The following is a 26,378-nucleotide window of genomic DNA, read 5'->3' on the forward strand; positions in this document are numbered from 1 at the left end:
TATAGATTGTTTGCAAGAACATCAAACTCGTGTAACATCTTCCAATAAGTTGAATAATAAAAAAAATCATGCGCTTAAATTCACTAGTTATCAGTTTGACCGGTAGCCTCGTTTTAACTGGTTGTGCCTGTAAGGGGACTAACCCCGCTGATCCTTTCGAACCTTTTAACCGAAAGGTATATAAGTTTAATACAGTATTTGACAATGTATTTTTAAAACCTCCAGCCAAAGTATATCGAGCAGTGTTACCTGCACCAGTACGTAAAAGTGTCAATAATTTTTACAACAACCTGGATCTTATTCCTACTGTAGGTAATGATCTTCTCCAAGCTGAAGGAAAATGGGCAATCAGAGACTCATGGCGCTTTATTATCAACTCCTCTTTGGGTGTGGGTGGTTTATTTGATGTGGCGAAAACTTTTGGTTTACCCCCCCATTCAAATGATTTAGGTCTTACCTTAGCTAAATGGGGAGATAAGAATTCGCCCTACCTAGTCATTCCTTTACTGGGTCCAAGTACTCTTAGAGATGGTGCTGGATGGTTATTCCAGTTTGCCTTGTACAGTCCCTATGTTTACATTCATGATGATACGGTAGTCTATAGTTTATTAGCACTGCGCTATATCGATTTACGCTCTCAACTGTTAGATACCGATCGTATAATGGATGAAGCATTGGATAAATATGCCTTCATGAGGGATGCATACCTCCAATACCGTAATCATCTCATTGCAGGTGCTCATCTAGATACCGGCACGCTGTATGTTGATGATAAAAAAGCAGATCAAGATGCGGCTGCTGGAGTTGGCAGTGACTACGTCGATGAATAATATGTAGCCTGGGTGAAGCGGCAGCATAACCCGGGGTTCATAAGTAAAGGTTCGAAATTTTTTGCCCGCATCGCGAGCATAGCGAAGGATGCCAATCAGAGCACCGAGCTAATGTGCGGAGCTCCCTTGGGATGACCGGTGCTGTGCTATAGGCTTATCGGTAAGTTGTGTATCCGATCTAAGCACGGCATATTTTCTGCAGGCACTTTAGGAAATCACCAGCAATATCGAGTTTTGTTTCAGCTTCTATTTCACGCAAGCAAGTTGGGCTAGTAACATTAATTTCCGTTAAATAATCACCAATCACATCAATGCCAACAAAATATAAACCTTTGGCCCTAAGAGTGGATCCTATTTGCTCGCAAATCCATCTATCCCTTGGGGTAATAGGTACTACCTCACCACGAGCGCCTGCAGCCAAATTACCTCGCAAATCACCTTCCGCAGGAATTCGTGCCAATGCATAAGGAACAGGTTCACCATTAATTAATAAAATGCGTTTATCACCTAAGCTTTTTATTTCATGAATGTAACGTTGGGCGATAATGGTTTGAGTTTGATTTTTAGTTAAGACTTCTAAAATAACCGCCAAATTTTTCCCTTGTTCATCGACATGGAATACAGAGTTCCCTCCCATCCCTTCCAAGGGTTTGAAAATAACTTGTTTGTGCTCCTCCCAAAAAGCTTTCAATCGTTTCATATTTCGCGATACCAGTGTCGTTGGGCAGCACTGAGGAAAATTTAAGGTAAAAAACTTCTCGTTCGCGTCACGTAAACTTTGTGGTTTGTTTGCAACAAGAACACCTTCACGTTCTGCGAGTTCCAAGATGTATGTGGTGTAGATGTACTCTATGTTAAAAGGAGGATCTTTGCGCATCAGAATGATATCAAGCTCGCTCAAAGGCATTTCATCTAATACTTTGATCGTAGCCCAATCCTTGCTGAGTACATCTCCGATACTTAAATCATACACTTGTGCAAAAGCACGCCCTTCCTTGCAAAATAAATCTTCCTGTGTAAATACAACACAGGACCAACCCATCTCTCGCGCTTTCTTGATCATAGCAAGAGTTGTATCTTTATAAGGTTTTAGCTGATTTAGAGGATCCAGTAGCACGCCAAGCTTCATTACTCACCCCCAATAGCCGCTATTTCCCTGGCTGCAGCAAGTGCGGCCAATCGTGCAATTACTCCATAAACATAAAAACGATTAGACTCATCCACCTCAGTTAAGTCATCACAAGGCATATTACACGCTTGAGCAAAAGCTAGGGGTTCAAAATGCATTCCTGGTGCGTTTAGGTTTTCATCGATCCCACGCTCTTTATGTACTCTGTAAAATCCACCAACAACAAACTGGCCAATCATGTAGACAACAGGTTCAGCAACAGAACCATTGGGCATGGTTTCAAAGGTATACACCCCTTCTTGGATAATAACTCTGTCTACTTTACGACCGCCTTTGCTGGTCGACATTCGAGTACGTTGTTTTCTATTTAATTGGCGCACCTCTTCTGCTTCATGCACCATCATGACGCTCATGCCATAGGTACCATTATCTGCTTTAATCACAACAAAAGGTTTCTCTTTTATCCCATATGTTGCGTATTTATCACTCATCAAAGTGAGAATTTTATCCACTTCGATTGCTAAACTATCTATCCCCTCCTGTGCCATAAAATCCAAACCTTCAAGAGCACTAAAATAAGGATTAATTAACCAGGAATCCATCCCTACAAATTCAGCGAAGTCTCTAGCAACCTCTTCGTAAAAATTAAAATGGCTCGATTTTAATCGTGAAAACCAACCTAATTGTGCTGTGGGCCTTATTTTTTGTTTTATTCCTTGCAAAATCTCAGGAATTCCTTGGGACAGATCATTATTGAGCATGAGAAAACATGGGTTGAAATTAGTCAACCCCACACGGTCTCCTTGACGTTCTATAGGCTCTAATAAGAGGCTTTCGCCACTTTCAAGAAAAACTTCTGTAGGCTCTTTAATCTCAGGATCCAAACTGCCTATACGTACCACAAAACCAGCTTTTACAAAAATAGTTCGCAATATATTGAGACTTTTTAAATAGAACTTATTACGTGTATGACTCTCTGGAATAAGTAAGATTCTAGTGCAATCGGGAACATAATCGATGAGCACAGACTGCGCAGCCTGAACACACAAGGGCAGAAATTCTGGATTTAGATTATTAAACCCTGCCGGAAACAGATTAGTATCAACAGGTGCTAGTTTAAATCCTGCATGTCGTAAATCAACAGATGAGGTTAAAGGCGGTGGAGTGTCTTTCCATTGATGCCTAAACCAAGATTCAATCGCCGCTATTTGATTTAATACAATTTTTTCCACATGAAACAATGGTCCAGAATGTGCTGTGGTCAAATGAGGAACAGGGATTTCATGAACATTCATGCTTTTTCTTCTCTTTTTATATTTTCGACGATGTTACCGGGGTTAACACAGAAATAAAAGATCTTATTCATTTTCTGTTATTATATTGTACGTTAGATCTTTATGTCTGACCCAATCCTTTATAGCGGGAGATACTGCGAAAAAATGGGTTGTTAGACTCAAAAGTTAACAAACATTAAACTCTTGCATCATGTGTAGATTGTGATGCAGGTTATGCAAGAGTGCTATTGATTAACAAAACATAAGGAACTGATTCATGATCAATGAGCTAGTACAACAATTTTCCACACAGATACAAACTTTTTTATTTATCATGATGCTCATCAATGGCATTTTGCATTTGATTTTTGCTGGTGCAGTAGCCCATGATGCAGGGAATATGAATCAAACAGGGCAAAAAACTGTTTTAGTTTCTGCAGCGACCTGGGCATTTGCCACCTTGATAGGTGGTGTTTTCACAGCAACAATTTATTGGTTGCTGCATCATTCCACATTTACACGACCAACAATAAGAGAGGTTCGTTATGACCAACCCTAAGATCAAAACTATTGATGTACATCAACTAAAAAAAATGATGGAAACTAATCCCAATCTTTGTTTAATTGATGTTCGAGAATTAGACGAGTGGCAAGAGTTTCATATAACTGGAGCATGGCACATCCCTAAAGATACCATTGCATCATGTATTGCTGCGAAAATCCCAAATAAAAATCATCCTATCTATTTGCACTGCAAAGGTGGAGTAAGATCCTTATTCGCGGCCCAAGTATTAATGGATTTGGGGTACCAAGAAGTTTATTCTGTAGATGGTGGTATTATTGACTGGGCAGTCTCAGGTTATCCTATTGAGCAACAGAAAAAAATCTCGGAACCGCAATTATAATTCTGTATTAGCTTTTGTCCCTAAATTTTCGACCTGCCACCCCGATTTGTTCGGGGGGACATCCGCGGTATCCAGGAGAGCAGCGCTAAAACACTAGACCGCGGACTTAGGCAAAAATTTGGTTATAAAACAGGTACAGGAAGATGAGCTAGTTACATTGCACTGATACCGGTTCCCTAGCCTCTTCAAAATACTCTTTACTCGCAGCAGCAGCATCAGATACAGGAAGAGTAACCTCACTCGGTGTAAAAAATCCCTGGTTTTGCCTGATTTTTTTATCAGATTCTTTTAACTGTGATTCTTTAGGCTTATCAATCTGGCCCAATTCAGAGGCTTTTAGATCTTGTTCTTTGGCTTTCTCAATCTGTTCCAATTTAAGGCCTGCTATTTTTTTAACCAAATCTTTTAGTACTGTTTCTACCTTATAATTCTTAATTTTTTGGCTTGAGAATAGCTGTTTGCTTTTGTCCAAATAACCGTTACTCGAATCTCCATCAACATATACATGTGCATGCATAAAGCTGCTTAAAGCCTCATACATTTCAAGTAAATTTTTGGAGTCAGGGAAGTTCTCTCGATCAAGATTAAGGGAGGTTGTTAATTGATTATATAAAGTGCTGTTCTCGGGAGACAAAAAAAACGAAGTTACAGTGCCTTGATAACTGGCAAAAATTTGATCACGAATATAGAACGCAGCGGCATATAGAACAAGTGTCTTATCATGACTAGTGGATTTATCAAGACATGCTAGAACTTTAAGTAAGTACTTACATTGAATTGCTCGTTCAGGATGGCTAACAGAAAGAGATCTTAACGCCTGAGGCAAATTTTTTTCATCCAATTTATGTCTTTTTACTTCAGTTGCAATACTCTCCCTGATGTATTTAGATAATAAATCATATTCCACATACTTAAAACCCATTTCTGCTCTCCTTAAACTCCATGAATCGGGATTAGTAAAATTTACTTCAACGTGAGCAGTTTAAACTAATTAATAATGCCAGTCATGCATTTTGTTTTTACTACTTAATTAATTTTTATCATTAAAAGTCAATAAGATATCATAATTTTTTTACTTTGTTTCAAAAAAAGATTCTTGAACTCAGTCTGCTAAAAACGATTTAATAAGTTGAAGAAGAACTAGAACTTTTTTTTTGGATTGCTTTTTTAAGCACCGTTGATTAATTTAGCTCTTTTTGCCCTCGTCAGGATGAGTTATGAAAAAATACATCGGCTTTGTTTTTCTTGTTGTAAATTGTCTTAATAGCTATGCGCAAATGAGTCAACCCAAATTAGTCGTTCAACTGGTAATCGATCAATTACGTGGCGATTTAATTTATCAGCACCAACAACAATTTGGTAACGGTGGATTTAGTTATTTATTAAGTCATGCCATTGATTATCACAATACGCATCATCCCCATGCCAACACAACAACGTGTGCTGGACACGCAACAGTTGCAACAGGAAGCTTTCCAGCCTTGCATGGTGTCATCAATAATGAATGGTATGACCGAAAATCACAACAAATGGTTTATTGCATGGAAGACTTACAAGCCAATATATTAAGAACACCTCATACACATATGGTCACTCCAGGACGTTCTCCTAAAAATCTATATGCCTCGACTTTAAGCGATGAAATAATACTCTCGCAAAAAGGACGTGTCTTTGGAGTGTCCTTAAAAGATCGTTCAGCAATCACCCTTGCAGGGCATGCTGGCAAAGCATTTTGGTTTGATACGACAAATGGGGGGTTTATTAGCAGTACTTATTACTATTCTCAATATCCTCAATGGGTTAAAGATTGGAACAAAAAATACCATCCGAAAGACTACGATTGGACTCTTGCTCGCTCCAAGGCTGAATATCAAAATGCCAACTCACCAGTCTTCCATCACGAAGATGAACTTTTTGGTCAAACCTTTCCTCACCATGTAACGCACTCCCCCAAGCCTGAATATTTTAAAGCACTATCTCGGACTCCAAAGGCGGATCAGCTCACTGCAAATTTCGCTGAGCATCTTTTAATTGAAGAACGATTGGGTCAATCTAATGGAAAAACTGATTATTTAGCGATTAGTTTTTCTGCTGTTGATGCGATTGGTCATCAATTTGGTCCTAATAGTCTCGAATCAGAAGACAATTTATTGGAACTAGATAAAACCCTGGCCCATCTTTTTGCTACCATTGAAAAACAAGTAGGACTAAATAACACCCTTATTGTGCTAACCGCAGATCATGGTGTAAATGATGGACCAACCTATCTCAAAGCGCATCATTTCAATGAAATTGATCCTATTAATGTCCCTAAAATGGAGCAATACATTCGCGCTGTATTAAAAAAACAATATAAGCTTCCAGAACAAACACTGATTTCTATCGTACCTCCTTATATCTATCTTGATCATAAAATAATCAATCAACATCAGTTGAAACTGAACGAGGTGAAACACTCTCTTGCACAGGCTTTAACATTAAGGCCTGGGATATTCAAAGCATTTGCATTACCCATTACTGGTATTGAACAAGATTGGCTTAGCGCTAAAGTAAACAAAATGTATTATCCGGACCGCTCTGGAGATATTTACCTCATTCAGCCTCCAAATCAATCCAATGGAGCAAAAAGTAAGGAGCGAGTAAGTCATGGTAGCCCTTGGCAATATGATAGTTATGTTCCTTTACTCTTTGTCCACCCCTATTTTAAAACCCAACGTATTTTCCGGCCGACTTATACAACGGACATTGCCCCTACTTTATCCGCTGTGCTCATGATAAAAAATCCATCTGCAGCTGTTGGTCAGCCTTTGCAAGAAATAGTATCTGCTTTTCATTAAAGCCATTGTGGATGCCGCGAGGCGGCATCTCCGTTACTTTTCACCTGAGAACTCATAGAAAATCAGCTAAACTATATTTTAGAGTAAATTGTTTTATGTCCTCAAAAACCAGGCTGTTTAACAAGCAAACCCTAATAAAAGATTGAATTTGACACAAAAAACCTTTAGTATTTGCGAAATTTCTAGTGATATTATTATGAATAAACAAGCCATAATTATTGGGATTTCAGGTCCTTCTGCATCAGGTAAAAGTCTCTTAGCAAATACTATTGTTAATGAGCTTGGCTCAGAACAGGTAGTAGTTATTTCTGAAGATGCCTACTACAAAGATAATGGTCATTTGCCTTTCACTGAAAGAGAAAGAATAAACTATGACCACCCTGATTCTTTTGATCATGCTTTGCTTTGTGAGCATTTAAAGCAATTAAGGGAAGGTAGACCAGTTGAAATACCAATTTACTCCCACTCAAAGCACATGCGCTTGTCTGAAACCAGAACTATTGGTCAGCATGCCATTATTATCCTAGAAGGCATTTTACTCTTCAGTGATAAAGAGTTACGAGAAATAATGGATATTCGAATTTTTATGTCTACTCCTCTAGACGTATGTTTAACCCGCCGTTTAAAAAGAGATGTGGTTGAACGACATCGGACGTTTGAATCGGTAGTACATCAATACGAAACAACCGTACGTCCCATGTATTTACAGTTTATTGAACCATCCAGTCGCTACGCTGACATCATTGTTCCTCGTGGAGGAGAGAACAGGATTGCTATTGAAATGATTCAAGCTAAAATGCGTGAATTGTTAGCATCACACACTAATTAATTGAGGAGAAAATAGTGGGATTTTTAGCGGGTAAAAAAGCACTCATTATTGGTCTTGCAAGCAATAGATCTATTGCTTACGGCATTGCCAAAGCATTTCATGAGCAAGGAGCTGAATTAGCATTTACTTATCAAAATGAACGTCTAAAAGAACGCGTCGAGTCAATGGCAGCTGAATTCAATTCCACACTAACCTTTCCTTGCGATGTAGCTCACGACGACGAAATTCAAGCTCTTTTTTCCAATCTCCGCAAACAATGGGATCACCTGGATATCTTAATTCATTCAGTTGCTTATGCCCCAGCAGATCAAATTAGTGGCGACTTCGTAGAGTCTTGTACTCGCGAAGGTTTTAGAATTGCTCATGATATCAGTGCATACAGTCTAATTGGTCTGGCACAAGCGGCCTTACCCATGATGGAAGGAACTGAAGGTTCTCTTTTAACACTATCATACTATGGCGCCGAAAAGGCAGTGCCTAACTATAATGTTATGGGTGTCGCTAAAGCAAGTCTTGAGGCTTCTGTACGCTATTTAGCTGCGAGTTTGGGACAAAAGGGTATCCGTATTAATGCCATCTCTGCAGGCCCTATCAAAACACTTGCTGCAGCAGGCATTAAAGATTTTCGTAAAATACAAAGTGCTTATGCAAACATTACTCCTCTCCATAGAAACGTTACTATCGAGGAAGTTGGAAATACCGCTGCATTTTTATGCTCTACCTTGGCCTCTGGGATTACAGGCGAAGTAGTTCATGTTGATGCAGGTTATCATGCAGTATCAACTATGAGTGATATCAGCTAATCTTTTTTGACCTCTCCTGCAATTGGGAGAGGTTTTAGTTTATCGAAAGAACTTGATTCTCTCGAAGACCAAAGATGAGTTAATTTTTAGGCTCCGTCCATATAAGCTCCGCCCTATTCAAATAACATGCTCTATTATTACTTTCTTTTTAAACCCTATTTATAAGCTATTCTTTACTCAAATAATCAAAAAACTCATCATGGATCAGATCACTAGATTGCTACCATTTATTTGGGCTAATTAAATCAAGTAAATCCCCAAAATAGTCGCTCCATATTTCCCGCACGCCCCTACCCTAAAGCTCTTTATAAATTTTTGCCTGCATCATTCGTTATCAATTAATAGTTATCTAAATATTTAAATTACTCTCAATTAAACCAATTATAAATCTATCAGATTAATTGTTACTCATTTAGATGATATAATAAACTTATGCAAACCAAAACACATAGCCCTTTATTTTTCAGTGTTGAGCAAGATTAATTATGAGGAACATTCTATGGCACCGCAACCAATCAGCAAAGAATATTTAGATAGAATGCTTGATGAAGTAGGTCATACTACACAGCAAGGAAATAATCTACAGTCTCTCGTTAAAAGATACAATGAAGCAATATTCGAATTAGGTGAATTAAAAAGAACTCTCGAATGGAAGCATATACTCGAGCCTGATGCGTTTAAGGCCGCGGAGCAAAAACTTATATTAGCAGGTAAAAATCTAAAATCAGGTCATGTATTAGACACCAAATCATCCAGTTGGGTGAAACACATGCAAGAATATGACCAAATTGTAGCAAAACTTAAAGAGCATAAAATAGATAAAACGATCAAACAAAAATTCAGCGCTTATTTTAAGGATCCTGATCACAAGAAAAAAGCTGATGAATTCATTGAAGCATACAATAAAAAACTTGAGGTATTGGAGCAAGAACGAGAAGAGTGGAAGCACAAAAAAGATAAAAATGGTAATTCGTTGTACGATCCAATCATGGAAACAGAGGTAGAAAAGCAACTTAAAATCGTACAAGCACATGTAATTCAAGCAATGCAAGCCACAACAGCAGCAGAAAAGGCAAGAAAACTTGGCCTAGCTAAAGAAGCACTTGCTGGAGTAGGACTTTCTTTAGCTGGAGCAGGTTTAGGAATGATCATTGCTGGATCGGGAGGCAGTGTAGTTCCTGTGTGGGGAACCATCACAGCAGGAATCATAGGAGGCATAGCAGGTGGAATCTATGGGGGAATAAGAGCTTACAGAGGTTATGAGATCGCTAAAGCAAAACTTCAAGCAAGAGTGGATAGGGTTTTGGGGGCAATCACGGAGTACCCTAGTCTAGATGACTCTACGCCAATGAATAAAGGGGTAGCACAGCTGAAATCGCAAGATAATTTTGCTTGGCTGTTTGGAGGGCCTCGAGAAGCTGACTATAAAAGAATGCATCGAAAATACGTAAAATCTGGCAAAAAAATCGAAAAAAACGATAAAGATACAATAGACTTAATGCTACAAAGCAAATTTGCAGAGACCAGAGGTGCTTATTTCCTTATGTTGGAGGATATGATTCGTGAGAATGCGGCAGATGCGGCCTTGCAAGTCGCTGCTGGCCTTACTCCAGCCCCCCCATTCGATCCCTATACCGCATTACTCATATCATCGCAATTTACTATCATGTGTACTGCTCAGATAGGAACGGCTCGCGCTATGGCAAATCTGGCGCCAATCGAGGGAATGCCATCGGGGCATATACCCGTGGGTAACAACAAAGATTTAATGCATAAAGCAGCCGCAGGGTTAGCGTCTAATGCTGAATGCTTAATTTCACTCGCGCATCAGATTACCATTTGTACAAATATAGAACAAGAGATACGAGTTGAGATGCTCACCGATGTTCATGCTGCGTTAGCACACACAATAGAAACTTATGATGAGTTGGTGTCAAAACACAATTTACCCTTACAAAAGGACCTGGTCGAAGCACTAAAAACTGGGATATCTGCAGATATAAAAAACAAAGGATTAAAAATAACAGTAGAAAGTGAAGAAATTACCGCTTCAGGGAATCAAAGTAAGCAAGAAAAAAAGGTATATAATGCAGGCGCTGCAACGCTTAAATATCTAAGAAGTGAGGCGCTACAAAGTTCATCATCTTCATTTCATCATCTGAAACCACCCAAAATCATGGAGAGGCCGCACTTAGAAAAAGCACTTGAGGGGGCAGATTATTTCATGAATGTTACAGCCGGACCTGCGTTAGGAATCTACGCAATAAGTACCACCACATTTAGCCCCTATGTACTTAATCCCGAATCACCTCAAACAATTGAATTAGGACAAACAGGCACAACTGCAACAGGGCTTTCAGTAGGAATAACTTTAGGCGTATTAGCATTGGCATGCGGTGTGGGATCAGCAGTATGTGGCGTTAAAGCAGAGAAAGAAAGCGCAAAAATATGCATACTAGGAGATGTCGCTGAACGACGTCGTATTATTCACAGCAAGCTTCATAACCCTGAGCGAGGAAGTGCTGCATTAGCGCAACGTACAGATGATGAACTCCGCAATCTGCTTGATAATCCGAAACAGCAACTTCTATTACTAAAAACCCAAACGGTGGGTTTAGCAGTGCAAAGTGAATCGGCGCAGAGAGTCCAAGAATTATCCAAAACAGAACGGATATCACACCTAAGAAATGTAGGGATGTGGAAGGGCAAGGGACGCGAGTTGCACAGGCCTATAACACCTGGTCGTCAGAAATATATTCTTGATGTGATGAATGGTGGCTTAAAATGTGTCGTTGATCTACCTAATAAACTGAAGCATGAAATAGATGCCCTTGATAGAAAACATCCCAAATTACGTTCACAAGAGAAACACAAGGAAAAGATCAAAAATCTTCTTAAAGACACCAAAAAAGATATTGAACTGATGAAGCAAATTGTCGATTCACTTCATGGGTTACCTGACGGCACAGACCCGGCATTGATTAATAAGCTTAATGATGTACTGTTTCAGTTACTCGCCTTATCGGAACATGCGCAAAGAGAATATCCTCCACATCAGTTGGATGTGTACTCGGAAGACCAGGAAGTCCATTATAGAAATAAACCTAGTGTAGCTGATTTTAAGATCATGGAATTTTATGATTTGATTGAGGAATTTAAAGCAAATATACCGGAAGGACCAAAGGACTTAAGAGGAAAAGCAATGGATAAGCTGGGACTATAATGTAACCATTAATGAGTGTTAGTATATTGAACTCTCTGGTAAAATTAAGTTATCTTTCCATAGTTCAATATGGCTAACTCAAGGAGATAAAACAATGAAGCCTGCGATAAATAAAACGAGTCTAGGTACTCCTGAAGAAATGTTATCAGAAATAGTCGAATGCTGCAGGAAAGGACATAAATGGGGCGTTAAGGCGATTCTTAAAAACATCAAAGAAGATGAACGTGGCGCACTATTAAATCAACGCGATCGTTTTGGTGATACAGCACTAACAGCAGCTGCGGCTGGTGGTCACCATAGCTTAGTAAAATATTTATTGGAGATCCCAGGCGTTAATCCAAATGTAACGACAGAAGGCACAGGATTCACTCCTCTAATAATGGCTGCCGCTAAAGGATATAGCAATATGGTGGATACCTTGATTAAAAAACCAACGGTCAAACTAGAAATTAGAGATATGAATGGACTGACGGCCGCAGAAGAAGCGGAATACGCGAACCATTTAGATATCTCAAAGACACTAATAAATAAAATGACGCCGTGACTCGCGTCTGGAAGTTAGAATAGTGCGCACCCTCAAGTAGATCCACTTCAACTTTTATACGTAGATCCGTATTAGCATAAAGTAAAACGAGCGTTTATATAGACTAATTCTGGATTACGACTAAGTCTAATCCAGTCCCTAAACTTTTAGTTGCCAATAAATGCTTAAGAAATATTCTGAAATCGTTGTGAGAGCGTTGTATCGAGTTTTCCAGCGATAGATACAAGCAAATCGTTCAGCCTATCCGATATATTCAAGTAAAGACTTTATAAAAAATTTCAACCGACTAAAAACAGTCTCTAATTATTTTTGACCTGCTTTCGGGGAGGAAGGCTCTAAATCTTCAACTTCCAATGCGGTATCCTTTGGACCTAGATTATTTTTTTGGGCATCTAGTTCTTCAGGGAGATCGGTTGCACCAACGCGAGTGTTCAGAAGGGTCTCTAATTCCACTGGCTTATCGACTGAATCAGTTTGATTTTTGAGTTCGTTCTCTGCTTCTGTTTCTTTTGTCGCTTTTGATTTGATTGCATGCCACTTAGACTTAACCATAATACTCTCAAAAAAAATTATCTAAGGTAATTATAGTTCAAGCGTACTTATAAAGTTGAGAGTGAAATTGATTATTCAATTTCACCCATATTTTTATATATCGCATCCAACGCTTTTAATGACTCAAGCAAAGACTTCATTTTAGCTAAAGGCCAACTGTTAGGACCATCGCTCAAGGCCTTATCTGGATCAGGATGAGTTTCCATAAACAACCCTGATATACCTGCAGCTACTGCAGCACGCGCAAGCACAGGAACAAACTCACGTTGTCCGCCAGAAACGCCATTATTTCCTCCAGGTAGCTGCACAGAATGTGTTGCATCATAAACAACAGGACATCCTGTTTCGCGCATAATCGCTAATGAACGCATATCTGAAACCAGATTATTATATCCAAAACTCACACCGCGCTCACACGCCATAATCTGTTCATTACCACATGCTTGCGCTTTAGCAATCACATGCTTCATTTCCCAGGGAGCTAAAAACTGTCCTTTTTTGATATTCACGGGCTTATTCATTGATGCTACTTTTTGAATAAAATTGGTTTGTCTGCATAAAAACGCTGGGGTTTGTAATACGTCAACAACACTAGACACTTCCAATAATGGCGTATCTTCATGAACATCAGTTAACACAGGAACACCTACCTGCGTTTTTACCTTTTCCAAAATCGACAATCCCTTTTCAAAACCAGGCCCTCTATAACTGGATATAGAAGAACGGTTTGCCTTATCAAATGAAGACTTATAGATAAAAGGAATCTGTAATTGGCTGCATATTTCTTTTAAATATCCAGCTGTTTCCAGCGCTAACTCTTCACTCTCAATGACACAAGGTCCAGCAATTAAAAATAAAGGCTTATCTAAACCTACTTCAAATCCACATAATTTCATTTTTAATTTTTTCCTTGATGTTTCTCGCGAGCAGCAAGTACAAACTGTTTAAAAAGCGGATGGCTTGCTCTCGGAGTTGATGTAAATTCTGGATGAAATTGACAGGCTAAAAACCAAGGATGGTCTGATAACTCCACCATTTCGACTAAAGAATTATCTGCTGAGCGTCCAGAGATAATTAATCCATGATTAACGAGACTTTCCACATATTTATTATTTACTTCATAGCGATGGCGATGACGCTCGATTATTTGTGGTTTTCCATAGACCTTACGCGCTAAGGTACCTTCTTCCAATTGACATAATTGGGCTCCCAAACGCATCGTACCACCTAAGTCAGCATGTTCATCACGAAGTTGTTTTGAACCATCTACATCCATCCACTCACTGATTAATCCAAGCACAGGATATGCAGTATTTTTATTAAATTCGGTGGAGTTTGCTTCTTTTAAGCCAACAACATTTCTGGCAAATTCAATCACTGCGGTTTGCATTCCCAAACAAATTCCCAAGAAAGGAACTTTGTGCTCTCGAGCATATTGGATTGCTTTAATTTTACCTTCCACACCACGTTCCCCAAATCCCCCAGGAACAAGAATAGCGTCAATACCTTCCAAAATTGAAGAACCATGCTTTTCGATCAATTCAGCATCTAAATAGACGATATCCACTTTAGTCTGAGTATGAAGCCCAGCATGCAACAACGCCTCATTAATTGATTTATACGCATCATTCAATTCAATATACTTACCAACCATGGCAATTTTTACAGTCATGGTTTGTGTGGCTTTCATCGCCACAACGCGGTCCCATTCGCTTAAATCAGCAGGTTTGGCATCAAGCCCCAATTTCTTCACAACGATGTCATCAAGTCCGTGCTCATGTAATATTCTTGGAATTTGATAAATACTTGGCGCATCCTCAAGAGAAATAACTCCTTCTTTCTCCACATTAGTGAACAATGCAATTTTAGCTCGGTCCGACATAGGTAACGCTTTTTCTGAACGACAAATCAAAATATCAGGTTGGATACCTATAGAACGCAATTCCTTTACTGAATGCTGCGTTGGTTTTGTTTTCGTTTCGCCTGAAGTAGCAATATAGGGCACTAGTGTCAGATGGATAAATAAGGTTCTTTGCGACCCTAATTCAATACGCATTTGACGAATGGCCTCGAGAAAAGGTAATGATTCAATATCACCAACGGTCCCACCAATTTCAACCATTGCCACATCAAACCCGTCAGCACCTAATTTGATGCATCGCTTGATCTCATTTGTTATATGAGGAATAACCTGAACGGTACCCCCTAAATAATCGCCCTTTCTTTCTTTTTTAATGACGGTTTCATAAATTTTTCCAGAGGTAAAATTATTACGTTTTGTCATAGTTGTATTTACAAAACGTTCATAATGACCTAAATCCAGATCGGTTTCTGCACCATCATTGGTTACAAAAACTTCACCGTGCTGGAATGGGCTCATAGTTCCTGGATCCACATTAATATAAGGATCAAGTTTAATCAATGTTACTTTAAGACCACGTGCCTCAAGAACAGCAGCGAGAGACGCCGCTGCAATACCTTTTCCTAAAGAAGAGACCACACCACCTGTAATAAAAATAAAATTTGTCATAATTGACCTTTGTATCCTGCTAATTAAGTACTGTTCATAGAGAAAAAAATTGGTGTATGTAGGGCGGATTAAGGCTTAGCCTAACCCAAGCTACAAATCAATCAGGACCTAACTTATTGCCAATAAATGTCCCATTTTCTCTTTTTTAGTTTTTAAATATCTGTGACTTTCCTTAGTAGGTTCTATTTCTAAAGGCACTCTTTCCATAACCTTTATTCCATAACGTTCGACAGCGGCAATTTTTGATGGGTTATTCGTCAATAACCTTATTGCGTCAATACCAAAATATTTCAGCATTTGATAGGCAACAGCATAATCCCTACTGTCAACAGGAAGACCCAGTTGATGATTGGCATCAACGGTATCCAAACCTTGCTCCTGCAAGGCATAAGCTTTTAGTTTATTTGCTAAACCAATTCCTCGCCCTTCCTGGCGTAAATAGATTAAAACACCTCCCTCATCTGCAATCTGAGATAGAGACTGTTCTAATTGTTTGCCACAATCACACTTACAAGAACCAAAAATATCGCCAGTAATGCATTCAGAATGAATACGCACTAAAGGCACACGATTGGCAAATACAGGTGGCTTCACCAAAGCAAAATGCTCCGCACAATCAAGTTCATTTGCAAACACAGTCATATTAAAATCACCTTTGTTTTGCAAAGGAATACGAGTTGAAGCAGCCGCTTCGATTAACGCTTCATGACGGATTCGGTATTCTATTAAATCTTTAATTGTAACCAGAGGGATATTATGTTTTTGAGAAAACAAAACCAATTCATCGCGTCGGCTCATGGTACCATCTTCATTGATAATTTCACAAATCACTGCTGCAGGAGTTAAGCCAGCAAGCTTGGCCAAATCAACACTGCCCTCTGTTTGTCCAGCTCGTTCCAATACGCCTTTTTTCTTAGCTCGTAAAGGAAAAACATGCCCAGGAGAAATAACATCCATTGGCCCGCTTTCCGGACTAATGGCGACTTTAATAGTGTGAGCCCTATCTTTAGCAGAAATACCCGTTGATACGCCTTCTGCTGCCTCTATGGATACCGTAAATGCGGTACCATAAGGCGATTTATTATTCTGCGCCATCATAGGTAATTGTAATTTATCAATCAGTTCATCAGCCATAGACAAGCAGATCAACCCACAACCATGACGAGACATGAAATTAATTGCGTCTGGAGTTGCATATTCTGCCGCAACGACCAGATCTCCTTCATTTTCCCTATCCTCATCATCCATTAAAATAACCATTTTACCGGCTTTGAGTGTTTCCACTGCATGTTCTATTGTAGCTAATGAATACTTCATAACGCGACCTCATTTGATCCAGTGTTCATTTTATCTTCCTGCCAATCCAGACATGCTATCATATTGTCGCCCATAGCATGCCAAGAAATTGTATGCGCTCGGTTAAAAATCCCACTCTGCTGGTATGCTGAAACTGCCTTGTGCTCCAAAATACTTGGAACTATATATAAATAAGTTCGATGAACTAATCCTTCTTGATGGAGTGCGGTAAAAAGAGCCCCTCCTGCCTCTACCCAAACATCATGAAATCCCAACTCTCCTAGGTGGCTGATTATAGCACTTAAATTCATAGATCCATCCTTGGGAGGAATAAAATGCAAAGTACTATTGGGATAAGAAACTTCTCGATCATTGCTATGATATACATAACAATGAGCAGCTGTTGAAAAAATTTGTGCGTTTTTATCAAGGCTTAACTGCCTGTCGATAATTGCAACTGGTTTTGCCTGCTCTTCCTGGCCTATACGCACATTCATCTTAGGATTATCCAGTTGCACTGTTCGAGCAGTTGTAAGGATCACATCAGCCGCGGCGCGCATTTGATGTGTGAACTCCCCGCACAAAGTATTAGACAAAATAACCCGCTCTCCTACTGCGCGACCGATTTTACCATTTAATGTTTGTGCTATTTTCACTGTTACTCTTGGCTTTTGCGTCAAAGTCCAATAGGAGTAACTTTTATAAAATTCAGTAATCTCATCTACAGGATAGTGCGTCACTTTTATTCCATGAGCACGTAATTTTTCTGTGGAATTATTTTTTGCGACAACTGGGTTAGGATCCAAATAGGCAAAAACAACCTCTTCTACTCCATACTGAATAATCGCATCGACACAAGGCGGCGTTCTTCCCCAATGATTACAAGGCTCGAGAGAAATATATAGACTGACCCCTGGCATTTTAGGAGGAATCTGTGATAACAATAATTGTTCTGCATGAGGTGTCCCTGCACCTCTATGACATGCTTGTGCTATAATAGTTCCATTTTGCACAGCAACAGCGCCAACACAAGGATTGGGGGCGCAATGGCCTTGACCAAGACGGGCCTGTTCAAGCGTTGCGAGCAAAAACTTTTTGTGCATTGTTTTAGTACCTTTCTAAAGATGCATGGTAACCGCTCATGTATCTAATAGCCGTTTTCCCAAGGTCAAACCACGGGATAACGAGAGGAGATGAGTAGTTACGATGCGTGAATGATAACAAATTATTCAATTTTTGAGTAGCCTAATGATTAAATTGAAAATTAAGAAAAACATCTGTTGGATTCTGTTAGCAAGTCTTCTTGTCCAGCCTGCTTTCGCTGAGGGACTGTCTCCATACTCAACAAGTGAACTGGAACAATTAGAGAAAGAATTCGTTCAGCAGATCAATCAATCAGAAAGTGTGGAGCGAAATCCACTAGCCAGCCAATACGTTAATCGTATTGGAAAAAATCTTGCGCGTGCGGGACATATTAAATCACCTGATTTCTTTATAGTAAAATCAAATGAAATCAATGCCTTCGCAGGTCCTGGTGGGCATATAGGTATCAATTCTCAACTCATTTTAACTACTGATAGTGAAAGTGAACTTGCGGGGGTAATGGCCCATGAAATCGCACACGTGCGTTTGCATCACCTGTACAGAGCTATCGAGCATCAAAAACAAATGCGTATTCCCATGCTCGCTTCGTTACTGGCATCGGCTGCTTTAGGGATTATCAATCCAACAGTTGGCATGGCTGGAATGATGGGATCTTTATCAGGATTTTCTCAAGATAACATCAACTTTACGCGCTCTAAAGAAAAAGAAGCAGATAGAATTGGCATCGATATGCTGATTAAAGCAGGATATAATCCTCATAGTATGGCTGCTTTTTTTAAAAAAATGCAGGAAAATTCACGATATTATTATACTGCGAATGTCCCTGCTATTCTGCGTACCCATCCTCTAGACGGAGACAGGATAGCTGAAGCAGAAAACCGTACTGCACAATTTTCACACAAACAATTTGCAGACTCGTCTGATTATCCTTTAGTCAAAGAATTAATTCGTACTTCAGTAACCCGTGAACCAAAAACATTACTTGATTATTATGAACATCAATGCAACAAAAAAACTCCTGCCTATGCCTGCCAATATGGCCATGCCCTTAGCTTAATTAATACAAATAATTATGCAAAGGCCGCTGCGATTTTAAGTCCTTTGTTAGTACAAAATAATAATCTTTATTTTCAAATTGCTATGGCACAGACTGAAACAGGATTATCCCAGCACAAAGCAGCCCTCTCTCGACTGGAAGAAATACAAAAAAATTACCCAGATAATTATGCAGCCTTGATGGCTTATGCTCAGGGTTTATTGGCTGCGAATCAAAATGAAAAAGCAACAAGTATCCTGCTTAAAGGAAGTAGAAAGTACAGACAAGATCTTCTTTTATGCCGTGAATTAGCCCGAGCACAAGCGCAATCGCATCAAAAAAGTTATGCTTATTTTACACAAGCCCAATGTTTACTTCTTGAAGGGCAAAAAAGAGCGGCGGTCGCTCAACTGAAAGTTGCTCGTGGTCTTGCCCAAAAAGATCCTTATTTAACAGCAAGGATTTCCGCCAAAATTGATGAAATTGTGAATTAAAAACACCATCACCCTAGCCTCTCCTACTAATGGGACAGGGGATTACTTAACTTTTAATAGCTACGATTCCCTTCTCCCATCAGGGAGAAGGTACCCGAAGGGAGGATGAGGGTATTAGGTAAAATTTTTGCTAAGAGGACTAATCCCGAAAATTCTCATACTGCAATGGCAATTTAATATCTGATTTTTTTAAAAGCGCAATTACTTCTTGTAAATCATCACGTTTTTTACCTGTAACACGAATTTTATCCCCTTGAATAGAGGCTTGAACCTTACTCTTGGAATCTTTTATATGTTTGACGATATCCTTAGCTGTTGGCTGATCTATTCCTTGTTTAAAAGTCATATTTAGGGAGTAAAATTTTCCACTATGCACCGGCTCCTCTTCCATATCTACACCAGAGGCATCAAGATTACGTTTACTGCAATGATTTCGGAACAAATCCTCTAATTGCCTGACTTGAAAGTCTGATTCGGAGCGTAATGTCACCGTAAGCTCTTTAAGTTCTATACTTGACTCTACCCCTCGAAAATCAAAGCGAGTACCCATTTCGCGTACCGCATTATCAACTGCATTACGTAATTCAACCATGTTGGTTTCAGAGACAATATCAAAAGAAGGCATAAGCAACCCGTTCAAGTTAAAAAATATAATTTAACAAAAAAGAGAAGGTTAAACCACCGTTCCCTTGATTGATCTCTTACTGTTGCATATTCATGTAAAGCATGTTATCAAATTAAAATGGATCAAAAATATTCTATTTAGTTACCAATCGCACAATAACCTCTAGTTGTTCTATCTCAAGGAGTGAGAAGTATGACAAAGGAAAAGAAGGAGCAGTATACCTCATATCAACCCCAGCATCATCGTTCTCGTTTTTGGATTCATTCAGAGTCTTGTTATACTGAAGAAGAATTAGCCCAAAGAGAATGGATACTTAAAACGCGGGCTAATTCAGGGATCCATTCTGATTATTTGAGCAATCCAAGTTCATGGTTTGCTGATGATTCACAAGCCTTGATTAATGTGTATGAGCGTTCCTGGTTTTACTCTAATGCATATAAGACGCGTCACGCCTTAACACGAGATGATTTTCACGTTCAGCCTATTGATAGTCAACGCCTCCAATGGCCAGCTTTGTATGAATTAATGCAAAAAGCTGGAGATTATTTATTATTAAGAAATCAGGAACTACCACCAGATCATTTAAATCAGCCCATTAATTTCTTCTTACTGGATTTGAATCATATCCTGAAAGGAATTAGTCAAAACCCTAATGCCAAACAAACCAGGGAACAATTGGAGCATGTCACTCGTTACGTTCGTACTATAGAAAAAAACATTTCGCCTTTTTCAGGTTCTGATCGGTTATTTTTAGCCAATTTCCGCAGCACTATTGATGATGAAATTCACCCTCAATTAACCCATCGAATTGAATCGCAACTATTAAGAGATCGTCTTGGTGAATTATCAAAAACCATTGAACAATTGTCCACTGAGCGCAACAGAATATTACATTTTGCTCTGAATACGAATCAGGTTAATCCCCACCCTTATAGGTTCGCAATTGATCAACCCAGTGATCTGAAAGCCTATCCAACTCAAGCAGCAAAAGAGTGCAGTAAAAGCACTACTGCCATCGTAGAAAATCCTACGCCTGTATTACAATTAACCGGTAATCAACTTAAAGAATGCCCAGATTTCCACTTAATCAATATGCAAGAAGAAGTACTCGATCATTATGCCAAAGCGATGACGGATCTTAATGAACTGGAACAGTTTCAAAAAGTTATTACCCAAACCATGGATTTATTGGGACAAGCGGGTGAAGTGTATACAGTTTTTCAGTTTAAGGAACAGTTATCCTCCCTTCTGAGCCAAATTGAATACTTTATTGATGAATCATCTGTTCACATTGAGGAAATAATCCGTGCCAATACACATGCCTATCATAAAGCAATTCAAGAAGAACAAAATTTATCTCTAGTAAAAAAATTATTCACATCGGAACAAGAAAAATTAAATACATTCATAGGGAATCAAGATACTTTAGCTCATTTTCCCTCTACAACAGCGGAACTTGCAAAAACAAATCAAGCGCTCAAACAACAAGTCAATCATGTGATTGGTCATTTAAACGGGCCTAAAATAAAAGGTTCTGATTTTGCAACACTTGCTGGACAAGCTCAAGAATTAAATACATTGATGGATTCGATGCATCGCTGGATCACATTTCAGTATCAACTCAAAGGTCTAGAACCACCTCAAAAACCGGATAGGTTGGAATTATTACCTCAACTGAAGCCCGAGAAAAGATCCTTTCCGCAAACGAAATCATGCCCATCATTTTTTGATAGGAATAAAAAAATATCTGCAGTTGATGATTATCAACAACCTAATGTGTTTTATGAAACACATAAATCCCAACAACTGCCTTCAGCACAACCTCAAGCTCTCGCTGCTTGTGCAGAAAATCAAGATACGGCTGTTTGTCCAGTACCGAGTCATGAGAACAATAATGCAGGAATCTATATGGCATGCATTGTTATGATTCCCATTGGATTAATTGTCCTTTATTTACTCTATCAATCTCTAAATAAGTCAGAAGCCAAAGTGAAAGTTCTAGGAAGCAAAGAGGAGTATGAGACCATGAAAACTGAGGTAGACGATCTGATTGTAGAAATTCAAAAAAACCAAAAGCAAGAGGATGCTTATGCAGAAAGTCTCTTTGAAATTTATACAGATTCATACGAACAGCTTGCAGAACAAGCCCAAGAAGGAATTTATGATACAGAAGAATTAAAAATACTCCTTCAAGACTTGGAGAATTTCTATGATGAGCACTGTTTAAAATCAACCTTAATTCACATGAATTAACCGGCGCCAATATGAGCCGAAGTGCCGTTCGGCTCATACTTTTAACGAATATCTCCCAAAAAATAGGGCGTGTTGACAATTCATCCCCACCGCCTACGTGCCGCGACGTGTTCGCGGCAACCAGCCGATCTTAATCAGTGGCAAATTTCTTCATAAAGATCATGCCATTCTGTATTTAGGTTCTCAATCAAATTTAACTTCCACTGCCTGGGCCAATTTTTGAATCGCTTTTCACGTCGAGCAGCTTCTATATAGGTTTCATGAACCTCATAATAAACCAATATATGTACATTGTACTTAGCTGTAAATCCCGGAATCAGGCTGTTTTTATGTTCCCATACTCGTTTAATTAAATCTGATGTTGAACCAGCGTATAGTGTACCATTTCGCTTGCTTGCCATAATATAGACATAAAATGACTTCATTTTGCTTCCTTGTTTTGATCAGAGTGTTGGACTCAATGCGATGATATCACCTAAATTTCACTGATTACATTGGTAGCCAAATATAGGAACAAGCCATTGCGAGCATTGACGCATCATTTCTCTTCAATTTATCATCTCTTGTGGAAACAGCTCGAAAATGTTTAAGTCGCGCAAATACGTTTTCAACTAGATGACGATATTTGTATAGACCCCAATCAATATCAGCATTCCCAGTTTTAGAGTTCGTCTTCCGAGGAATCATTGGAGTAGATGATTTTTGCCTAATCTGATCTCGAATTTCCTCGCTATCATATCCTTTAGCTTAGACCATAGCTCATCACTGAGCATCAGTCTAGCCATTGCAAACTCGTTTTATACTTGATATTGAAATCGATATATTATGAGTTTGCTCTTATTCATCAATAGATTAGAGCAATGAATTAAGTTCATCTTTAACTTGACCATTTCCTGGATGCCGCGAACAAGTCGCGGCACGTAGCCGGTGGGGATAAATTGTCAACACGCCCTAATAGGGTTTGAATATAATTAAAATAAAGTTTGATGTACTGGTAGTTCACTAGAGCTATAATTAAGCTGCTTCATATTTAATATGTCTTTATGTCTTTTTATAGTAAGAAGGCGAAACTGTATCCATTGAGAGTGTGTTGTGAAATCATTTAGAAGTAATTTTAAACCCTTACTCAGATTAGCTATTCCACTAATTCTCACTGGATTATTACAATCTTCCATTTATTTTTTTGTAACTATTTTTTTAGCTCATGTAAGCCAAGACGCATTAGCTGCCGGTTCACTGGTTGCCTGGCTTTTTGGTACATTTAACGTCATTATTTTGGGTATCTTAAATTCCATTAATGTCTTGGTAGCTCGTCAATATGGAGCGCAAAATACACATGGAATTTCTTTGGTGTTTCGAGATGGGTTTTGGCTGGCATGTATTCTGACCCTTCCAGCATGTTATTTTTTTTGGCATATTGCCCCGCTGCTCTTGTATCTTCGACAAAATCAAGCATTAGTTAATCTGACAGAATCTTATTTACATGCATTGACCTGGGGATTATTCCCTAATTTTATCACTGTGGTACTGATGGAGTTTGTTATAGGACTTGGCAAGACACGACTTGCATTACTCTTTAGCACCCTAAATGTTTCCCTAAACATCCTATTTAGTTTTGTACTGATTTTTGGAAAATTTGGTTTGCCCACTTTAGGCGTTGCTGGTGCTGGCTGGGGATCAACTATAGGTTTCTTGATAACTGCATTATTTTTCACTGGGTTTATTTTTATAAATAAAGATTATAAACCCTATACACGTCTTCTCTTTACTTACCTTAAACCATTTTACTGCATGGAACTACTGAAAATTGGTGCTCCTCTAGGGATAATGTATTGTGTGGAAATTGGCTTTTTCTTTGTCTTGATTTTAATTGCAGGTTCTCTTGGAAATCAATTGTTGGCCGCGAATCAAATCACCTTACAATACTTATGCATCTTGATATCTATCATTTTTTCTATAGCACAAGCAATCACTGTTCGCATAGGACATCTACTGGGAGAAGGTGATATAAGCTCTGCAAAGCACGCAGGTTATACCGGTACTTTTGCTTCCGTTATTTTTATGTCTGTTGCAGCGCTTATTTATTGGTTTTTCCCTGAGTTACTTATTGGAATTGATTTTGATACACACGATCCCCTCAATCAGGGCGTTGTTCATTTTGCCATCCAACTTCTCGCAATTTGTGCCATTTTTCAAATATTCGAATCAGCCCGTATCTCACTATTTGGTGCTTTACGTGCTCTAAAAGACACACGCTATACTCTGGTCATCTCCATGTTCAGTTTTTGGGGAATCGCTCTACCTATCGGTTACTTATTTGCAATTCCTCTTCAATGGGGAGGCGTCGGCCTCTGGTGGGGCATGTCATTAGCTGCTTTTGGTAGTGCTGTATTGCTCTACAGGCGGTTTAATTTTAAAATGCGCCATTATCGACCAGATGGATGATATCTTGAAGTGCACTATTTTGTTCTGCTTTTTTTTAGTATGCACTCTGTTTTCAGTTTCGGCACCTGCTTTAGGCAAGCCTGATCTAAAATCTTATAAGTTTACTTTTTCGAAAAAAGAACATTTTAAGGTTTCTTTTGCTGATTATCCTAAAGGCCAAGAAAAATTCTTTGAGCTTGAATTCAAAAATGGCGTTACACTCCCCCATGAAATTAATACTCCCCTGCATGGATTAAAAATATCGGGTAACAATCATAGCGATGATCTATTCATGTATGCTTATAAAAAAGTAAAAGGCTTAAAACCTAATACAACGTACCATGTGCGTTTTAATTTGGAATTTGCTTCTAATGCCACTGAGGGTTCTACAGGAACGGGCGGCTCACCTGGTGATTCAGTCTATGTAAAAATTGGTGCTGTATCTGATGAACCCAAACGGTATGTAGATAGCTCTGATTATTACAGAATGGATTTAGACAAGGGAAATCAAGCATTTGATGGAAAAGACATGATTACCATTGGTACTGTAGGCACAGACACAGAAAATTCCATCTACCGACTAAAAACCTTACCTTATTTACCTGATGAAGAAATGCAAAGCAGACTAGCTAACTATACAGTAATTACCAGCAATAAAGGTGAGGCATGGCTAATTTTAGGTACTGACTCTGGATTTGAAAGTACGACTACACTTTTTTATACCAATCTCTCTGTAACATTCAAAGAGCTGATTAGGGAATCAAAATAAATTGTTCAATGCCCTTGGAATTAGCATCTGTAGCCAGGTTAGACACTGGGATTACGCTTCCCTAGCATGGGCTGTTTAAAAAATTGGGTAAAAGTTGAATTAAAGCGCAGGTTGAGAGGCATTTTCACTCAAGATGCACCAAACATGGCTTTTCGATCAATGAAAATAAACTTTATACAACAAAAATAGGCCGATGATTAATGAAATTACTCCCGTAGTGATCAATAGTCCCGATTTATCGATTACTTTATTCCAAATTTTATACACAGTATCTGGACAATAGAGCCTAAATAAGCCGCCAATGAGTATTAACCAAGCAAAAATCGTAACAATAACAGGCCAACCCATTAACCACACGTTATGACTAATAACCATTAATAAACCAATAATCAATGTTATTATGCCAACAACTAACATGACAGCACGTTGCCCCATTAACTCTCTCATTGCGGTAACTACAACTTCACGTCTTATCAGTAAAAGCAGGCTCACAATTACCAAATACCAACCTAATACAGCAGCTAGAAAATTGGTATTCATAACAAACTCCTGAAAACAATTCTCCTATATAAATTATAGTTCAAAATACCTCTCAATCACGTGGTGAAATAAGTAAAAAACGCTAAACTTATATATATAAGTTTAGGCTCAAAGGATTCTTAAATGAACACGCAATTTACCGCAAATGTGTACTGCAAAGAAGAAAGAATCGCAACCCAAACTGGAACTAATATCGACCAGCTTTATGCTTGGATGCTCATTCAAGTCAATGGCTATTTTGGTGACATTCGCGGTGAAATTATTGATAACAAGACCCATAAAACCATTAGAACATTTCGCAAAGCACCTATAGAATAAAGCGACCCATCCCTACTTAAATTTAGCAATTATCCACTGCACGAATTAAATAAGAAAAAAAGA

Annotated in this window: 24 protein-coding genes and 1 pseudogene; 13 read left to right on the forward strand and 12 right to left on the reverse strand. The window is 38.8% G+C overall.

Annotation, left to right across the window (positions count from 1 at the left end; translation table 11 throughout):
* Window positions 1-68: 68 nt before the first annotated feature.
* Complete coding sequence (locus OQJ26_RS03375; protein ID WP_265702514.1) at window positions 69-830, forward strand: MlaA family lipoprotein; 762 nt, start codon at window positions 69-71, stop codon at window positions 828-830.
* A 178-nt stretch (window positions 831-1,008) separates the two neighbouring features.
* On the opposite strand, the gene gshB is transcribed toward OQJ26_RS03375, so the two are convergent.
* Both gshB and gshA read right to left on the reverse strand, forming a co-directional pair.
* Window positions 1,009-1,959, reverse strand: a complete 951-nt coding sequence (gene gshB / locus OQJ26_RS03380; protein ID WP_265702515.1) for a glutathione synthase — start codon at window positions 1,957-1,959, stop codon at window positions 1,009-1,011.
* Window positions 1,959-3,254, reverse strand: a complete 1,296-nt coding sequence (gene gshA, locus OQJ26_RS03385) for a glutamate--cysteine ligase (RefSeq protein WP_265702516.1) — start codon at window positions 3,252-3,254, stop codon at window positions 1,959-1,961. The genes gshB and gshA overlap by 1 nt, the downstream gene beginning before the upstream one ends.
* 256 nt (window positions 3,255-3,510) lie before the next feature.
* Here gshA and OQJ26_RS03390 point away from each other — a divergent pair, with 256 nt between their 5' ends.
* Together OQJ26_RS03390 and OQJ26_RS03395 are read left to right on the forward strand one after the other, a co-directional pair.
* Window positions 3,511-3,792 (forward strand): hypothetical protein, encoded by a 282-nt coding sequence (locus OQJ26_RS03390; protein WP_265702517.1) that lies wholly within the window; start codon window positions 3,511-3,513, stop codon window positions 3,790-3,792.
* On the forward strand, window positions 3,779-4,138 hold the full coding sequence (locus OQJ26_RS03395; protein WP_265702518.1) for a rhodanese-like domain-containing protein: 360 nt from the start codon (window positions 3,779-3,781) through the stop codon (window positions 4,136-4,138). Before OQJ26_RS03390 ends, OQJ26_RS03395 begins: the two co-directional genes overlap by 14 nt.
* Before the next feature lie 148 nt (window positions 4,139-4,286).
* Here the strand turns inward: OQJ26_RS03395 and OQJ26_RS03400 are convergent, their stop codons facing one another.
* The gene (locus tag OQJ26_RS03400) at window positions 4,287-5,060 is read right to left on the reverse strand and encodes a hypothetical protein (RefSeq protein ID WP_265702520.1); all 774 of its coding nucleotides are present in this window, start codon (window positions 5,058-5,060) and stop codon (window positions 4,287-4,289) included.
* A 295-nt stretch (window positions 5,061-5,355) separates the two neighbouring features.
* Here OQJ26_RS03400 and OQJ26_RS03405 point away from each other — a divergent pair, with 295 nt between their 5' ends.
* The 5 genes from OQJ26_RS03405 (at window position 5,356) to OQJ26_RS03425 (ending at window position 12,374) form a co-directional block, all read left to right on the forward strand.
* Window positions 5,356-6,975: an alkaline phosphatase family protein gene (locus tag OQJ26_RS03405; RefSeq protein WP_265702521.1), complete on the forward strand. Its 1,620-nt coding sequence runs from the start codon at window positions 5,356-5,358 to the stop codon at window positions 6,973-6,975.
* A gap of 196 nt (window positions 6,976-7,171) precedes the next feature.
* Window positions 7,172-7,804 (forward strand): uridine kinase, encoded by a 633-nt coding sequence (udk, locus tag OQJ26_RS03410; protein ID WP_265702523.1) that lies wholly within the window; start codon window positions 7,172-7,174, stop codon window positions 7,802-7,804.
* Window positions 7,805-7,818: 14 nt separating this feature from the next.
* Window positions 7,819-8,607, forward strand: a complete 789-nt coding sequence (locus tag OQJ26_RS03415; RefSeq protein WP_265702524.1) for an enoyl-ACP reductase FabI — start codon at window positions 7,819-7,821, stop codon at window positions 8,605-8,607.
* A 499-nt stretch (window positions 8,608-9,106) separates the two neighbouring features.
* The gene (locus OQJ26_RS03420; protein WP_265702526.1) at window positions 9,107-11,830 is read left to right on the forward strand and encodes a hypothetical protein; all 2,724 of its coding nucleotides are present in this window, start codon (window positions 9,107-9,109) and stop codon (window positions 11,828-11,830) included.
* A gap of 94 nt (window positions 11,831-11,924) precedes the next feature.
* The gene (locus OQJ26_RS03425; RefSeq protein ID WP_265702527.1) at window positions 11,925-12,374 is read left to right on the forward strand and encodes an ankyrin repeat domain-containing protein; all 450 of its coding nucleotides are present in this window, start codon (window positions 11,925-11,927) and stop codon (window positions 12,372-12,374) included.
* 303 nt (window positions 12,375-12,677) lie between these two features.
* Here OQJ26_RS03425 and OQJ26_RS03430 read toward each other — a convergent pair whose 3' ends face one another.
* From OQJ26_RS03430 to ribD, 5 genes are all read right to left on the reverse strand, one after another.
* Window positions 12,678-12,926 carry a hypothetical protein gene (locus OQJ26_RS03430; RefSeq protein WP_265702528.1) on the reverse strand — a complete coding sequence of 83 codons (249 nt, stop codon included), beginning with the start codon at window positions 12,924-12,926 and terminating at the stop codon, window positions 12,678-12,680.
* A 71-nt stretch (window positions 12,927-12,997) separates the two neighbouring features.
* Entirely contained in the window at window positions 12,998-13,822 is an 825-nt protein-coding gene (gene kdsA / locus OQJ26_RS03435; protein ID WP_265702530.1) for a 3-deoxy-8-phosphooctulonate synthase, read from the reverse strand.
* 2 nt (window positions 13,823-13,824) lie between these two features.
* A complete protein-coding gene (locus OQJ26_RS03440) occupies window positions 13,825-15,456 on the reverse strand; it encodes a CTP synthase (protein ID WP_265702531.1) in 1,632 nt (543 codons plus the stop codon).
* 108 nt (window positions 15,457-15,564) lie between these two features.
* A complete protein-coding gene (gene ribB / locus OQJ26_RS03445; protein ID WP_265702532.1) occupies window positions 15,565-16,773 on the reverse strand; it encodes a 3,4-dihydroxy-2-butanone-4-phosphate synthase in 1,209 nt (402 codons plus the stop codon).
* On the reverse strand, window positions 16,770-17,855 hold the full coding sequence (ribD, locus tag OQJ26_RS03450) for a bifunctional diaminohydroxyphosphoribosylaminopyrimidine deaminase/5-amino-6-(5-phosphoribosylamino)uracil reductase RibD (RefSeq protein WP_265702533.1): 1,086 nt from the start codon (window positions 17,853-17,855) through the stop codon (window positions 16,770-16,772). The genes ribB and ribD overlap by 4 nt, the downstream gene beginning before the upstream one ends.
* A 145-nt stretch (window positions 17,856-18,000) precedes the next feature.
* Between ribD and OQJ26_RS03455 the strand changes: the two genes are divergently transcribed.
* Window positions 18,001-19,386, forward strand: a complete 1,386-nt coding sequence (locus tag OQJ26_RS03455) for a M48 family metalloprotease (RefSeq protein WP_265702535.1) — start codon at window positions 18,001-18,003, stop codon at window positions 19,384-19,386.
* A gap of 139 nt (window positions 19,387-19,525) precedes the next feature.
* Here OQJ26_RS03455 and OQJ26_RS03460 read toward each other — a convergent pair whose 3' ends face one another.
* Complete coding sequence (locus OQJ26_RS03460; RefSeq protein WP_265702537.1) at window positions 19,526-20,011, reverse strand: YajQ family cyclic di-GMP-binding protein; 486 nt, start codon at window positions 20,009-20,011, stop codon at window positions 19,526-19,528.
* A 192-nt stretch (window positions 20,012-20,203) separates the two neighbouring features.
* On the opposite strand from OQJ26_RS03460, the gene OQJ26_RS03465 reads away from it, so the two are divergent.
* On the forward strand, window positions 20,204-22,264 hold the full coding sequence (locus tag OQJ26_RS03465; RefSeq protein ID WP_265702538.1) for a hypothetical protein: 2,061 nt from the start codon (window positions 20,204-20,206) through the stop codon (window positions 22,262-22,264).
* A 134-nt stretch (window positions 22,265-22,398) separates the two neighbouring features.
* Here OQJ26_RS03465 and OQJ26_RS03470 read toward each other — a convergent pair whose 3' ends face one another.
* Both OQJ26_RS03470 and OQJ26_RS03475 read right to left on the reverse strand, forming a co-directional pair.
* Entirely contained in the window at window positions 22,399-22,689 is a 291-nt protein-coding gene (locus OQJ26_RS03470; protein WP_265684141.1) for a GIY-YIG nuclease family protein, read from the reverse strand.
* A gap of 64 nt (window positions 22,690-22,753) precedes the next feature.
* Window positions 22,754-23,008: pseudogene (locus OQJ26_RS03475) on the reverse strand (transposase); the annotation flags it as partial.
* 348 nt (window positions 23,009-23,356) lie between these two features.
* On the opposite strand from OQJ26_RS03475, the gene OQJ26_RS03480 reads away from it, so the two are divergent.
* Both OQJ26_RS03480 and OQJ26_RS03485 read left to right on the forward strand, forming a co-directional pair.
* On the forward strand, window positions 23,357-24,709 hold the full coding sequence (locus OQJ26_RS03480; protein ID WP_265702541.1) for an MATE family efflux transporter: 1,353 nt from the start codon (window positions 23,357-23,359) through the stop codon (window positions 24,707-24,709).
* 4 nt (window positions 24,710-24,713) lie between these two features.
* Window positions 24,714-25,457, forward strand: coding sequence for a hypothetical protein (locus tag OQJ26_RS03485; protein ID WP_265702543.1), 744 nt, complete (start codon window positions 24,714-24,716; stop codon window positions 25,455-25,457).
* Window positions 25,458-25,613: 156 nt separating this feature from the next.
* On the opposite strand, the gene OQJ26_RS03490 is transcribed toward OQJ26_RS03485, so the two are convergent.
* A complete protein-coding gene (locus tag OQJ26_RS03490; protein WP_265702545.1) occupies window positions 25,614-25,997 on the reverse strand; it encodes a DUF308 domain-containing protein in 384 nt (127 codons plus the stop codon).
* A gap of 123 nt (window positions 25,998-26,120) precedes the next feature.
* Between OQJ26_RS03490 and OQJ26_RS03495 the strand changes: the two genes are divergently transcribed.
* Window positions 26,121-26,315, forward strand: coding sequence for a hypothetical protein (locus tag OQJ26_RS03495; RefSeq protein ID WP_265702546.1), 195 nt, complete (start codon window positions 26,121-26,123; stop codon window positions 26,313-26,315).
* Window positions 26,316-26,378: the final 63 nt, after the last annotated feature.

The organism is Legionella sheltonii, from assembly GCF_026191355.1.
Lineage (GTDB): Bacteria > Pseudomonadota > Gammaproteobacteria > Legionellales > Legionellaceae > Legionella > Legionella sheltonii.